This window comes from Rhodococcus sp. 05-339-2, from assembly GCF_002258965.1.
GTDB lineage: Bacteria > Actinomycetota > Actinomycetes > Mycobacteriales > Mycobacteriaceae > Rhodococcoides.
Window position 1 is genome coordinate 15820 of sequence record NZ_NOYW01000016.1, and the last position, 14042, is coordinate 29861.

Annotated in this window: 14 protein-coding genes; 8 read left to right on the forward strand and 6 right to left on the reverse strand. The window is 65.4% G+C overall.

The genetic code is table 11. The features are described 5' to 3' along the window. Positions 1 to 13: 13 nt before the first annotated feature. Positions 14 to 1837 carry an ABC transporter ATP-binding protein gene (locus CH273_RS13650; RefSeq protein ID WP_032395368.1) on the reverse strand — a complete coding sequence of 608 codons (1824 nt, stop codon included), beginning with the start codon at positions 1835 to 1837 and terminating at the stop codon, positions 14 to 16. Then, entirely contained in the window at positions 1830 to 3623 is a 1794-nt protein-coding gene (locus CH273_RS13655; RefSeq protein ID WP_032395369.1) for an ABC transporter ATP-binding protein, read from the reverse strand. The genes CH273_RS13650 and CH273_RS13655 overlap by 8 nt, the downstream gene beginning before the upstream one ends. A gap of 178 nt (positions 3624 to 3801) precedes the next feature. Between CH273_RS13655 and CH273_RS13660 the strand changes: the two genes are divergently transcribed. The 6 genes from CH273_RS13660 (at position 3802) to CH273_RS13685 (ending at position 7646) form a co-directional block, all read left to right on the forward strand. Beyond that, the gene (locus CH273_RS13660; protein ID WP_052049554.1) at positions 3802 to 4950 is read left to right on the forward strand and encodes a DNA cytosine methyltransferase; all 1149 of its coding nucleotides are present in this window, start codon (positions 3802 to 3804) and stop codon (positions 4948 to 4950) included. Further along, entirely contained in the window at positions 4947 to 5363 is a 417-nt protein-coding gene (locus CH273_RS13665; protein ID WP_032395371.1) for a very short patch repair endonuclease, read from the forward strand. Before CH273_RS13660 ends, CH273_RS13665 begins: the two co-directional genes overlap by 4 nt. Positions 5364 to 5447: 84 nt before the next feature. Continuing rightward, positions 5448 to 5951, forward strand: a complete 504-nt coding sequence (locus CH273_RS13670; RefSeq protein ID WP_143546229.1) for a hypothetical protein — start codon at positions 5448 to 5450, stop codon at positions 5949 to 5951. Continuing rightward, on the forward strand, positions 5920 to 6486 hold the full coding sequence (locus tag CH273_RS13675; RefSeq protein ID WP_032395373.1) for a hypothetical protein: 567 nt from the start codon (positions 5920 to 5922) through the stop codon (positions 6484 to 6486). Before CH273_RS13670 ends, CH273_RS13675 begins: the two co-directional genes overlap by 32 nt. Positions 6487 to 6495: 9 nt before the next feature. Further along, entirely contained in the window at positions 6496 to 7185 is a 690-nt protein-coding gene (locus tag CH273_RS13680) for a DUF998 domain-containing protein (RefSeq protein WP_230596767.1), read from the forward strand. After that, entirely contained in the window at positions 7161 to 7646 is a 486-nt protein-coding gene (locus tag CH273_RS13685) for a GAF domain-containing protein (protein ID WP_032395375.1), read from the forward strand. The genes CH273_RS13680 and CH273_RS13685 overlap by 25 nt, the downstream gene beginning before the upstream one ends. Here CH273_RS13685 and dhaL read toward each other — a convergent pair. Continuing rightward, positions 7630 to 9282, reverse strand: coding sequence for a dihydroxyacetone kinase subunit DhaL (gene dhaL, locus CH273_RS13690; protein WP_032395376.1), 1653 nt, complete (start codon positions 9280 to 9282; stop codon positions 7630 to 7632). The two genes, CH273_RS13685 and dhaL, sit on opposite strands and share 17 nt — an antisense overlap. A 66-nt stretch (positions 9283 to 9348) precedes the next feature. Here dhaL and CH273_RS13695 point away from each other — a divergent pair, with 66 nt between their 5' ends. After that, entirely contained in the window at positions 9349 to 9900 is a 552-nt protein-coding gene (locus CH273_RS13695; RefSeq protein ID WP_032395377.1) for a YceI family protein, read from the forward strand. A gap of 38 nt (positions 9901 to 9938) precedes the next feature. Next, entirely contained in the window at positions 9939 to 10670 is a 732-nt protein-coding gene (locus CH273_RS13700; protein ID WP_230596768.1) for an SIMPL domain-containing protein, read from the forward strand. Here the strand turns inward: CH273_RS13700 and CH273_RS13705 are convergent. The 3 genes from CH273_RS13705 to CH273_RS13715 are packed head-to-tail and all read right to left on the reverse strand — an operon-like array spanning position 10667 to position 13925. Further along, entirely contained in the window at positions 10667 to 11776 is a 1110-nt protein-coding gene (locus CH273_RS13705; RefSeq protein WP_032395379.1) for a CaiB/BaiF CoA transferase family protein, read from the reverse strand. The genes CH273_RS13700 and CH273_RS13705 overlap by 4 nt on opposite strands. A gap of 31 nt (positions 11777 to 11807) precedes the next feature. Next, positions 11808 to 12449: a TetR/AcrR family transcriptional regulator gene (locus CH273_RS13710; protein ID WP_032395380.1), complete on the reverse strand. Its 642-nt coding sequence runs from the start codon at positions 12447 to 12449 to the stop codon at positions 11808 to 11810. A gap of 54 nt (positions 12450 to 12503) precedes the next feature. Further along, positions 12504 to 13925: a lipase family protein gene (locus tag CH273_RS13715; RefSeq protein ID WP_371828368.1), complete on the reverse strand. Its 1422-nt coding sequence runs from the start codon at positions 13923 to 13925 to the stop codon at positions 12504 to 12506. Between the last annotated feature and the right edge of the window lie 117 nt (positions 13926 to 14042).

Here is a 14042-nt window from a genome sequence, read left to right on the forward strand (position 1 = left end):
CGCGTTACGAAAATCAGACCAGCGAGTCCTCCCACGCCTCGTGCAGGTGCGCGAAGCGTCCCTCTCCCGCGATGAGATCCTCGGGAGTTCCGTCCTCGACGATGTCTCCATCGGACATGACCAGAACGCGATCGGCGATGGCCACCGTCGACAGGCGGTGCGCGATGATCAACGCCGTTCGCCCCTGCAGGATGGTCTCGAGCGCACGCTGCACCAGCCGCTCGCTGGGGATGTCCAGACTCGATGTCGCCTCGTCCAGCACGATCACCGACGGCGCGGCCAGGAACACCCGCGCGAAAGCAACCAATTGCCTTTGACCCGAGGACAATCGTCCTCCGCGCTTACGCACGTCGGTGTCGATTCCATCCGGCAACGACGCGATGAACTCCGTCAGCCCGACGGCGTCGGCCGCGGCCCGCACCTCGGCATCGGTGGCGGTGGGACGTCCGAGTCGGATGTTGTCCGCTACCGAACCGGAGAACAGGAACGACTCCTGGGTCACCATCACGACGTTGCGACGCAGGTCGTCGTCGCTGATGTCCCGCATGTCGACGCCGTCGAGTCGGACGGCTCCGGCCGTCGGGTCGTAGAAGCGCGCCAACAGCTTCGCCAGTGTCGACTTGCCCGCTCCGGTCGCCCCGACCATCGCGACCACCTGCCCGGCGGGCACGTGCAGCGAGAATTCCGGCAGCACGACGCGTTCGGGGCCGTAGGCGAAGTGCACGTCGTCGAACGTGATGTCGCCCTTGGCTGTTCCGATCTCCACCGGGTTCTTCGGCGCTGTCACCGACGGTTCTTCTTCGAGTACCCCGGAGATCTTCTCCAGTGCAGCCGCAGCGGACTGGTAGGCGTTGAAGACCATCGCCAGCTCGTCGAGAGGTCCGTAGAACCGGCGCAGATACAACACGTAGGCGGCGAGCACACCGATGTCCATGTGGCCGTTGATCACTCGCCAGCTACCGAACACCAGGATGATCGCGAGCGTGACGTTGCCGATCCAACGCACGATGCCGGTGTAGCTCGCCATCCCGCGCAGCGCTGCGGTGGTGGCGTCGCGGTACTCCGAATCCTCGGTGCTCAGAATCGCGTCGTTGCGGCCCTCGCGTCGGAACACCTGTACCGCGCGGATACCGCCCATCGACTCCACGAAGTGGACCACGACGCGGGCGATCGCCACCCGTGTTCGACGGTATCCCTGGCGTTGTCGACGCTGCGACCACCGGGTGACGAGGACCAGCGGAACGAATCCGGCCAGCACGATCATCGCCATCGGAACGTCGAGGTACACCAGGATGATCGCGATCGACACCATCGACAGGATGGCCGTCAGAGCATCGTTGAGCGCACTTTCGAGCAGCGTCTGCAGAGATTCGACATCGCTGGTCAGACGCGAGATCAACCGTCCCGAGGTGTATTTCTCGTGGAACGACAGGCTCAGCTTCTGGGCATGGTCGAACACCCGACCGCGCAGGTCGTACAGGATGTTCTGACTCAGTCGACCGGAGACGGTGAGGAAGGCGTAGGTGGTGAGCATCCCGAGCAGACCGAAGCCGGTGTAGCCGCCGATCGCCCACAGCAACGGAGCCCAATCACCCTGTGCTGCAGCGCCGACACCGTTGTCCAGCGCATAGGCGATGAACAGCGGACCGGCAACGTAAGTGATGTTGTCGACCAGAATGATCAGGAACGACAGCAGGGCCTGCTTCTTGTACGGCCGCACCAACGAGGCGAGCAACCGGCGAGAACGCCCGGCCAACACCAGATTTCCGGTTGCGTCGACCTCCGATTCCTCGCCGCCGACGCCGCGCCAATCCGCGGCTGCGGTTTGCTCAGCCATGAATCGACCCCATCACTTCGCGGTACCGCGGCGACGACGCCAGCAGTCCCTCGTGTGTTCCCTGCTCCACAATTCGTCCGTTCTCGAGATACAGCACGCGGTCGGCCAAGGCAGCGGTCGACGGCCGGTGCGCCACCAGCAGTGTCGTCGAGTGCGCCAACACGCGTCGTAATTCCTTCTGCACTTTGGCTTCGGTGTCCACGTCGAGCGCGGACAGCGGGTCGTCGAGCACCAGTACCCGGGGCTTGCCCAGCACCGCCCGCGCCAGTGCGAGCCGCTGCCGCTGCCCACCGGACAGGCTCATTCCCTGCTCACCGATACGAGTGGCCAGGCCCCACGGCAACTGCTCGACGAAATCCGTTGCGTGCGCGATCTCCAACGCCTCGGCGACCTCGGCATCGGAGGCTCCGGGCGAACCGAGCGCGATGTTCTCGCGCGCACTGGCCGAGAACAGCACCGGATCCTCGAACGCCACCGTGACGATCGACCGCAGATCGGCCAACCGCATCGAGGCCACGTCGATTCCGTCGATGGTGATGGAGCCCTCGGTGGCGTCGAACAGCCGGGGTACGAGGTTCGTCAGCGCGGTCTTTCCGCTACCGGTGTTGCCGACCAGCGCGACGGTCTCCCCCGGCTCGACGACGAAGCTGACGTCCTCGAGAAGCGGTGCCGACGCGTCGGGGAAGGTGAATCCGACGCGATCGAATTGCACTCGGCCACGGATGTTTTCGGGCAGTTCGACGGGATTGTCCGGATCGGTCACGGTTTCGGGAGTATCCATGATCTCCCAATACCGATCGGCTGCCGTGCGGGCGTTGTTCAGCTCGGCCAGGAGATACCCGAAGGATTCGATGGGCCACAGCAGGAAGGTGACGATGGCGATGGCCGCGACGAGGGTGCCGACCGTCATGGTGCCCTGGACGATGGAGTACGTGCCTACGGCGAGGATCGCGCCGATGGTGATCGGCTGCAGCCCGACGATCACCGCCCAGATGATCGCCAGGTAGCGCACCTTCTTCAGCTCGGTGCCCCGCAATGTGCGGGCCTGACGCAGAAACTGCTTGCCCAAGTGCGCACTTCGACCGAACGCCTTGAGGACACGAATACCCTGGATGGACTCTTCGACCGTCGTCGTGACGTCGCCGGCCTGATCCTGAGCGTCGCGGGCCACGACGCGATAGAGCGTCTCGAACTTGGTGCAGGCGATCACCAGCGGTACCGACGTCGCCAGCATGATCAGCCCCAATTGCCAGGACTGCACCAGCAGTACGCCGATGCCTGCGACCAGTGTAACGGCGTTGATGATGATGAACGGGCCGATGAAGGCCATGAACCGCCGCAGCGAACCGAGGTCTGCGATGGCACGAGAAAGCAGCTGACCCGATTCCCAGCTCTCGTGAGCCGCGACCGACAGTCGCTGGAGTTTGTCGAATACTGTTGCGCGCGCTGAGATCTCGAACTGACTCGACGGGCGGGAGACCAGGTAGCGGCGAACCCAGATGCCGAGTGCATCGATGGTGCCGAGCAACAGGACGAATGCCGCGGGCCACCAGACGGCCGAGAAATTGCGATCGGTGATGGGCCCGTCGATGACGCGTTGCATCACCAGCGGGATCACCAGACCGGTCATGGTGGCGATCAGCGAGACCACGATCGAGGCGATGTAGAACCACTTGTACGGCAGCAGAAACGGCGCGAAACGGCGCAGCGAGCTGGGCGGCTTCGCGGTGTCCGGGTATGGCTGATCGAGGGTTCGGGTTTCGGGATCGAGCACACCCGTAGACACAGTTCTTCTCCTTATTGCTGTGCTCGAATGCTTTCATTGCACAGGCTCAGTTTCCAACCGATTTTTCGGCCCTCGCATTCCAGTGTGAAACCTCGAGCTCGGTCGAGGTCAAGCGAACCGACTCTCGAGTAACGTAGGGCCGTCGGGCAAGGGAAGGGCATACGTGAGCGCACGGTCGATGGTCGGGTTGTTCGCGGGGATCGGCGGGCTCGAGCTGGGGTTGGCCGACGCAGGGTGGACGACGCAGTTGCTGTGCGAGATCGATCCCGGAGCCGGGGCCGTCCTGAAAGCGCGCATGCCCGAGGTGCCCCTGCACACCGACGTCACCACTCTTCGAAGCCTGCCCGCCGACACCGAACTCGTCGCGGCCGGCTTCCCGTGTCAGGACCTCTCGCAGGCCGGACGCACCGCAGGCATCACCGGTGCCAGATCGGGCCTGGTCGACGAGGTGTTTCGGCTGGTCTCGCGTCGACGCGGCCCGCGATGGCTGCTGATGGAGAACGTGCCGTTCATGCTCCAGCTCGGCCGTGGGGCGGCCATGCGACACATCACCGACGCGCTGGAGGACCTCGGTTACATGTGGGCATACCGCGTCGTCGACGCCCGCGCGTTCGGGTTGCCGCAGCGTCGGCAGCGGGTGGTGATGCTGGCCTCGCGTACCGACGATCCACGCGAGGTGCTGTTCTCGCAGGATGCAGGACCGCTGCCCGACGGCGACCCGGCCACGCAGCCGTGCGGCTTCTACTGGACCGAAGGCATTCGCGGGCTGGGCTGGGCCGTCAATGCGGTCCCGACGCTCAAGGGCGGATCCTCGCTCGGCATAGCCAGTCCGCCGGCCGTTCGGTTGCCGTCCGGGGAGATCGTCACTCCCGGAATCATCGGTGCCGAACGTCTGCAGGGATTCGATCCGGAGTGGACGCTGCCCGCCGTCCAGCAGCCCGGCGTCCGCAGCGGACATCGCTGGAAGCTCGTCGGCAACGCCGTCAGTGTGCGCATGGCGTCCTGGGCGGCGAGCGCACTCGACGATCCCCAGCCGTACGACGCCTCGAACGATACGGCTCTGCTGCCTGGTCAGGCCTGGCCGACCGCAGCCTGGGGACGCGACCGCACCAGCTATCGGGTCGCGGTGACGACCATGCCGGTGCACGAGCCGTACGAGGACCTGATCGATTTCCTGGACGACGCGAAGCTGCTCTCGGCGCGAGCGACCGCCGGGTTCCTCAAGCGCGCCAGAGCCGGCAATCTCCGTTTCGTCGACGGCTTTCTCGACGACCTCGACGCCCATCTCGAACGCATGGGCGGGTACGCCGAGAGGGTGTCGGCGTGAGCGCAGACCGGCCCGCCACCGACGCCAAGACCAGCGCGCGACTGAGCAAGCAGAAACGACGCGACACCAAGCCCGAGGTGGCGCTACGGCAGGCACTGCACCGTCGAGGTCTGCGCTACTTCGTCGATCGAGCTCCGTTGAAGGGCATGAGGCGTCGAGCAGATCTGGTCTTTCCCAGGCGCAAGGTCGCGGTCTACGTCGACGGCTGCTTCTGGCACAGCTGCCCGATTCACGCCACCAAGCCCCGCAACAACGCGCAGTGGTGGGCCGACAAACTGGCGGCCAACGTCACGCGCGATCGCGACACCGACGACAAGCTCCTCGCGGAGGGCTGGCGCGTCGTACGAATCTGGGAACACGAGGACCCCGCCGAGGCCGCCGATCGAGTGGTCGACGAACTTTCCGGAGACTGAAACAACCTGTCCGGAGACTGAAACCATCTCCAGCCCCCGCGCGTCCAACCCCATGATCGGTTGATTCGAGTTTCGGGGGAAACGGTGCGTAGAAATTGGTGGCTTGCGGCAACAGCGCTGGCGATGGCCGTATCGACGAGCGGGTGCGCGGTGGTCTTGCTCGGCAGCGCCTCCCCCGTCAGCAGTGCGCCGCAGAACCGGTACGGATTCGTACTGTCCGAGGCGAACCGGTACCTCGCGGACTCGGCGGCGTTCGTGCGCAGCCTCGACCCCTGCGGTTTTCTCACCGAGGACGACCTCGCTGAGCTCGGCACGGTGGTGCAACTGCGCCCCGACGGCGAATTGAGCACGTGCTCGGCCAGTCTGAACCCGGCGAACTCGAGCGCCACCGACTCCGTCTCGATCGATCTGAACGGATATCAGCCGACGCCGGACGACCCGGACACCGAGCAAATCACGATCGGCGGCGAACAGGCGTATCTCCACGACCTGTCGCAAGGGCAGTGCCGCGTCAGCTTTCCTGCGCGACGAGTTCGACGGAGCCGCCACCGGGGCCATGGACGGCTTCCTCACCGAATCCGGTCGTAGCTTTGCCACGATCGACGTCGATCGGGCCGTCGCCGACGCGTGTGCAGCGGCGACAACCTTCGCCGAGACCGCACTGAGCCTGTTGGACGATCCACCACTGCGGGCCGACTCGAGGTACAACCTTCCGCTGGCCACGAAGGACCCGTGCGCCGTCCTCGAACACCTGCCCGCAACCTGGACGGTGGCCCGCTGGAACCCCGCGTCCGATCCGTACCGTTGCCACTTCACGGCGTCGTCGTCGACGTTCGAGGACACACTGGCGATGCTCGACGTCACGCTCACGTACGTCGACTCGGATCTGCGTTCGACCGACAGCGAGCCCGTCCAGCAGGGCGGCTACACCGTCGAGACACGCGCCTCGGATTCGTCGTGCTTCGCGGACATCGTGCTGGGCAACCCCGTGCTCGGCATGCCCGAGAAAGACGACGCTGCCGCGCGCTATGCCCGCACGGTTCCCACACTGTCCGTCCTGACCGACGGCTGCGAGTCCGCCGTCGCACTGGCGGTGGCAACCGCCGAGGTACTCACTGGCTAGCCTTGGTCGGTGCGTTCGAGAACCGAAGGCGTGGATATCCGCCGCGTCGTAGTGGCGATCTGCTTGATCCTCGCCGGCCTGCTGTACTCGGCCTGGGTGGCCGAATTCTTCCTCGATACCGGTCTCGACCCGACCACATCGTTCCTCAGCGAACTCGACGCCCGCGATCAGCCGTACCGCGAATTCTTCTCCACCGCAGACGTCGTCACGGGTTCGTTGATGATTCTCGCGGCGATTCTGGGCTTCCTGGCAACCCCGCGACGACGGCTCGTCGTCACCGGCTGGGTGGCGTCGGGCATCTTCGGCATTGCGACCATCGCCGACGCGAAACTCCCCCTCGAGTGTGTGGCGGCCGACGATCCGAGCTGTCCGATCGAGCCGAGCGGATTGTTCCCGCAACTCCATCACCTGCATGCGCTGACCAGCACCATCGCGGTGTTCGCGATCTTCACCGTCATGATCGCGTTCACGGTGGCCGCATTTCGCTACCGGCTCTACCCGCTGCTGCGCACGCTGGGCCTGGCCGTCCTGATCGTGACGACACTGGCTACCGCGTGGCTGCTGATCGCCGACAATCTGCCCGGTGAGTACGGTCTCGGCATCGCGCAACGGATACAGGTAGGCGGCATGTCGGCGTATCTGGTGGTGCTGGGGTGTGCGCTTAAACTCGGCGCATGTCTTTCACCGCGACCGAACTGAACGGATCCAAGGTCGAGCAGTATCAGCAGCTCACCGAGCAGGCCCGTGGCCTGGTGTTCGAGGAATCGAACCTCGTCGCCAACGCCGCCAACCTGTCTGCGCTGGTGTATCACGGTCTGCCCGAGGTCAATTGGGTCGGCTTCTACCTGTTCGACGGCACCGAACTGGTGGTCGGGCCGTTTCAGGGCCAGCCCGCCTGCGTGCGCATCGCCCTGGACAAGGGTGTCTGCGGAGCAGCAGCGACCACCCGCGAGACGCAGCGCGTCGCCGACGTCCACGCTTTCCCCGGTCACATCGCGTGCGATGCCAATACACGCTCCGAGGTCGTCGTACCGCTGTACCAGGGCGAGACCCTGATCGGTGTGTTCGATCTGGACAGCCCGGTTCCCGACCGCTTCGACGCCGACGATCAGGCCGGCCTCGAAGCGATCGCGGAGGTCTTTCTCAGTTCGCTGAGCTAGCAGCTGCCTCGAAGAACCAGGCCATGACCAGCGCACCGGGGTCGACGACGCCTCGCGCGGCCTCGCCGACGTAGCTGGCGCGGCCGCGGTTGGCGGTCATGTCCTCGGTCGATTCGGCTCCGGTTTTCGCGGCGTCCGCGGCCTGCTGCAGGGTGCCGCCGTCCTTCTCGAGTGCATCGACGGCAGGGGCGATGGCGTCGACCATCGTCTTGTCGCCTACCCGTGCGCCACCGAGTTCGGTGATGCTGTCCAGGCCTGCCCGGGCCGCGGCCGCGATGGCAGCAGTACCTGGCTCGGATTCGAGCATCGTCCGGTAGAACTGGCGGAACCAGATCCCGAACAGCGCGCCCGAGGTACCGCCCGCGTGGCCCAGGTAGGCCTCACTGACGGCTTCGAATACCGTTGCTGCCGAATAGGTGTCCTTGACGGCATCCAGATCGAGCTGTTCGAGGGCGGCCACCATGTTGGTTCCGAAGTCGCCGTCGCCTGCTTTACGGTCCAGCTCGGTCAGGGCCGGTTCTTCGTCGAGCACCCGCTGCGCCCAAGTCCCGATCCACGTCGAGGCGAACGCCGAAACCTCTCCGGTATCGGAGGGCTCGAACGAGGGCCCGAAGCCTCCACGTTCGCCCACCGACTTCACGCCGCGGCTGTGGGCGTTGGGCCAACCGGGTGCGTCGGTGGGGGCGTCCCAGAGCTCGAGCATCTCGTCATCGGCGCGCACGAGGGTGATCGAGGCTCCACCCATGTTGAGCGCGGTGACGAAGCTGCCGACGAGCGAGCGGGAGATCTCGATCCCTTTGCCGTGCAGGTACTCCGAGAGTTCACCGAACAGCAGATGCAGCTCCAGCGGATGCGTTGCTCCGAGCCCGTTGACCACCGCGATCACCGATTCGCCCGAGTTCACCCCGAGCGAGTCCACGATGGGATCTGTCAGTTTCGCGACGATCTCCTGGGCCGGCAGGCGCGGCACCCGGTCGGTGCCGCGTTCTCCGTGGATGCCGATGCCGAGTTCGATTTCCTCCGACGGGAGGTCGAACGACGGTTCGTCCGCTCCCGGCAATGTGGGCGGATTCATCGCGACGGCCATGCTGCGTGCGTTCTCCGCGGTTCGACGCCCAAGCGCGACCACCGCCTGCAGGCTGTCTCCGCGTTCGGCCGCTGCGCCGCATACCTTTTCGACGACGATGGTCGCTGCGGTGCCGCGGCGGCCAGGGCCGTCCTCGCTCTCACTGGCCACATCGTCGTCGACGAGAACGACGTCGGCGACAATGCCGTCCTCCTGCAACAACTCTCGGGCGATCTTGAAGTTCATCACGTCGCCGGTGTAGTTCTTCACGATGTGGACCACGCCGCCGCCCGAGTCCACGGCCTTGGATGCCTCGTGCACCTGGAGGGCGTTGGGTGAGGTGAACACCAGGCCCGGGCACGCGCCGGTGAGCATGCCGCGGCCGATGAAGCCTGCATGCAGCGGCTCATGGCCCGATCCCCCACCGGACAGCAGCGCGACCTGGCCGTCGGAGATGCGATAGCGACGCGTCAGGTAGCCGGGGTCGGCATGCCAGGCGACGTCGTCGGTGGCGGCGACGAAGCCGCGGAGGGCGTCGGCGACGAATGTTCGAGGGGAATTGGAGAACATACCTCCACCCTAACCACCTGCGCCCGAGTCCCGTCGTCGGTTCTGCGGGACGGATACAGTCGGGGGATGAGTACCGAGACCTGGACGCTCGACGCATCCGACGGCGGGCAGTTGGCTGTTCGCACGGATGTCACAGGAAGGGCATCCAAGATGGGGCATCGCCTCACGATCGCGATGACCTCCTGGGCTGCGACAGTCGAGTGGGCCGGGGACGCACCTACCGCTGTCACCTTGACCGCCGAGGTGAGTTCACTCGACGTGGTCCACGGCGAGGGTGGACTGACACCGTTGATCGGACCGGAGAAGATCGTCGCGAAAGCCAACGCGCTCAACAGTTTCGACGCCGACCGATATCCGTCGATTCGTTTTCACTCCACCGAGATCACGGCCGTCGACTCCGGATTCAGGCTGGCGGGCACGGCCGAGATCCACGGTGTGTCGAGGGAGATCACCGTGGATGTGGACGTCACGGACCTCGGCGATCGGTGGCGTGTCGGGTCCGAAACCACTGTGCGTCAGTCGGATTACAGGATCACTCCGTATTCGCAGATGTTCGGAGCCATGAAGGTGGTCGACGAGGTCACCGTGACGTTCGACGCCGAGTATCGCAAGCCCTGAGCCTTTCCAATTCACCTGCAATGGTGGACACTACGGCGGTGAGTCGAAACAGATGGTTGGTCGGATCCTGCGCATCGGCCCTGGTGCTGGCCGTAGCCCTGACTGCGGGCTGCAGCAGTCCAGCGACCACGTCCCCCGATGGACCTCCCGGGGTGAACGTCAACGGCGTCGGAGAAGTCCAGGGCGCACCGGATACGTTGACAACCCAGATCGGCGTCCAGGCCACGGCCGAGGACGTCACCGCTGCGATCGAACAGGCGAACGCTGCGGTGACCGAAGTGACGGACGCGGTCATCGCGGCCGGCGTCGCTCGCGAGGACATCCAGACTCAGCAGGTCTCGATCGATCCGCAGTATTCCGGTGCCCTGCCGGGCGGTACCTCGGCCATCTCCGGATATCAGGCCACCAACACCTTGCAGGTGACGGTTCGCGACCTGTCGAAGGCGTCCGAAGTGTTGGGCGACGCCACATCGGCCGGTGGCAACGCGACCCGAATCTCCGGGGTCTCGTTCAAGATCGACGACGATTCCGAGCTGATCACCGATGCCCGGTCCAGGGCGTTCGCCGATGCCCGCGATCGCGCCGAGCAGTACGCGACGCTCGCAGGCGGCGAACTCGGTGACGTCCTGTCGATCACCGAGTCGATCACCGGCCAGGAGCAGCCGAGGACGTTCGGCGACTCCGCCAGTTCGTTCGACACGGCGGTGCCCATCGAACCTGGCCAGCAGACGGTCAGTGTGTCCGTGTCGGTGAAGTGGGCGTTGAACTAGATCTCGGCGGGCGGTGGCAGGCGATAGTTCACCGGTGTTGCCGAGAAGTCCAGTGGGTTGCGGACGCCGTCGGCCACTGAACCCGGAACTTGCACGCGCGGTTCGAGACCGAGTGATTCCGCGAACGCGAACGCCTCCTCGAGAGAATTGACCGGTCCCGCGGGAACGTTGCGGGCCATCAGTTCTCGATACCAGTCGTCCGCGGTGCGGGCGCTCAACGCCGAGGTCAGAACGTCGACCAGCTCGTCTCGATGTTTCACGCGAGCGGAATTGGACGAGAAGCGCTCGTCCGCGGCCAGTGCAGGCGATCCGAGAACCTCGACCAGGGCAGCGAATTGCCGGTCGTTGCCCACGGCAAGTGCGAGGGGTCGATCGGCGGTCTCGAACACCTCGTACGGCACCAGTGAGGGGTGCTTGTTGCCCATCGGCACGGGCACGACACCGGCCCCCAGATAGGCCGACGACTGGTTGCTCAATGCGGACAGCACCGACGCCATCAGTGAGGTGTGCACCTGCTGGCCGGCACCGGTGTTCGATCGATGATGCAGCGCCGCAAGGATTCCGCTGAGCGCATGGAGTCCCGTGACTATGTCGACCATCGCCACACCCACCTTGGTCGGTGCCTCGGCGTCCGGGCCGGTGACGCTCATCAGCCCGCCGACCGCCTGAACCACCAGATCGTAGCCCGGCAGCGCTGCTCCCCCGCCGGTGCCGAAACCGGTGATCGAGCAGTAGATCAAACCGGGATTGCGCTGCGAGAGCGTCGAATAGCCCAGTCCGAGTCGGTCCATCGCACCGGCGCGAAAGTTCTCGATCACGATGTCCGCGCCGGCGACGATCTCGCGTGCCTCGGCTACGCCGGTCTCGGACTGCAGGTCGACGAACCTCGACGTCTTGTTTCGATTGACCGAGTTGAAATAGGTTGCGGTACCGGCAGAGTCGTACGGGGGACCCCACGATCGGGTGTCGTCTCCGATTCCGGGTCGCTCGATCTTGATCACCTCGGCACCCATGTCGCCGAGCATCATCGTCGCGTACGGTCCGGCGAGTACACGAGAGAAGTCCGCAACCACGAGTCCTGCGAGTGGTCCGGTGGCAGCTGTCATCGGTCCACTGTATTGCGCGGCACCCTGCAGTTCAGTTCAGGTCGGGAACGAAGGCTCCCAGCACGGCAACCATCGTCTCGACGATGAGCTCGATGGGTGGCCGGGGCGGGGCGGTACGGGACCAGTCGGAGACGATCTCGGTGAGCGCTCCGAGGAATGCTGTTGCAGCCAAACGATATCCACCCGGGGGAACGAAATCGGAACCGACTTCCGAGCGCAGGGTGTTCTCGAAGAATTCCACCCACTGTGCACGGCGGCGCGTCCGGTGCTGTTCGACGGCATCGCTGACACCCAGCATCTCCAGATACGAAATCCGCGCTCGCCGTGGGTCACCTCCGATCGATCCGACCAAGGCGGTCATCGCGGCGACGACCAGCGCGCGTCGGTCTCGGTCGACTTGCCCGTCGAGTGCGGCGACGACTGCAGCCAGCGCGTCGTCTTGGATCAGGTCGTAGACATCCACGAGCAGCGCCTCACGATTGGCGAACTCACTGTAGAACTGACTGCGCGCCAAACCGGCCGCGGTGCAGATATGGGCGACCGAAGTGGCTGCGTATCCGCGCACCCCGATGACCTCGATCCCGGCCTGCAGAAACCGTGCGCGTCGATCGGCTTTGCGCGCGGCGGACGATTGTCCGGCGTAGATGCGGCCCTGATCGTCGGCGACAGTCACCGGCGGAGTCTACCGCCGGTGACTGTCTCGCGGCCCTGACGCCGATCGGGCCCGTCACGCCCCGATCGGCTTGCCGAACAGTCCGGCGATTATCTCGCCGACGGCATCGACGAAGAGCGGGTGTGCACGTGTGTCGAGCGCCATCGAGCCGACATCGTTCGTTCGGCAACCCGGTTCCACAGGAACACCGGCAAACCGGTCGCGCATCCACAACACCGCGCTCGGAAAGGCAATCAGCTCCAGAGTGATGTGCTCGCTGAAATGGTCACGGGTGTAGGTGACATCGGCACCGGGACGGCTGCAGTACGAATCGACCATTGCGTTGACCGGCCCGATCGGCACCAGCCAATCCGGGTTCGAGTGGTAGACGTAGAGCGGCATGTTCGGGGTGGTGCCACCGAGTCGCATCGCGGACAGGGCCTTCTTCACCACGGGTTGTTGAATCGGGTCGCCGTCGGTATGCAGGAAACCCTTCAGGTTGACGAACGGGAGCAGCGCCGACGAGTAGCCGACACAGAGATTGTCCTTGGCCGCGAACAAAGTTCGGCCGAGCGGATCGATGTGCCGGTCGATGAAGTCGGCCAACTCGGGATCTTCGCGGCTGGCACCGATGATGCCGGCAGCGACGATGCCGGAGCCGAGGGCGTTGTTCGCGTTGTCGACCAGGGCCCCGAGTTCAGCCGGGGTTCCGCCCTCGGTGACGCCGACGATATCGAGCTCGGGCGCGTAGCTTCCGGCCAGCTCGGCTGCATGACCGGTGGCTATCGCGCCACCGGAGTAGCCGCTCATCCCCACCTTGGTGGCCTCCCCGGACAACTGCATCGGCGCGAAGTTCTCGGCCGCTCGGATGCCGTCGAGGGTGATCCGACCGGCGACCGGCCCCGCGGCGAACGAGTTGTTCGGACCTTGATGGTCGGGTACCGATACCGCCCAGCCCTGAGCCAACGCTGCCTGCACCTCGAGGAATTGGGCACCCGACGTCACTGCGCCCGTGACCGGCCAGGGAATTGCCCCCGCTCGCATCGCATACGAGGGCGCGCAGTAGGCGGCGAGAGAATCCTCGGCCAATTGGATGGATATCAGCGGGCGCGGTGCCGCGGGCACGCCACGGGGCTTGATGACCGTGGTGACCGCATCTATCGGCTCGTCGCGTCCGTTATTGGACCGAAACGACAGCTGCCAGGCGTCCACCTGTGTGGGGATGACATTGAGAGTGGCCAGCTCGACGGGCCGAGCGGCGATGATCTGACCTGGTTCGGCCGCGGCCAAGACGTCGGCGGGAGGACGGTAGAAGCCGGTGTCGAACTCCGGGATTGTCGGCCACGTGAACGGTGCCAGAGGCGGCTGAACCACCACCTCGGGCGGATCGCTGACGTCGGGTGCAGCGGCAGCGGGACTGGTCGTCGCCGCAATGGCGGCGACGGCGGTCACCAGGCCGATTGCGACCCGAAGCGTCCAAGATCGAGCAGAAGACACGGCTGTACTCCTTCGCGCCGGAGGACGGGCTCCGTAGGACGCGCGCCCGGCGTCAGTTCGTACAGCGCATCCGACCATCTTGGACACCGATGTCCGAGATGGTGCTGAGAACTGTAG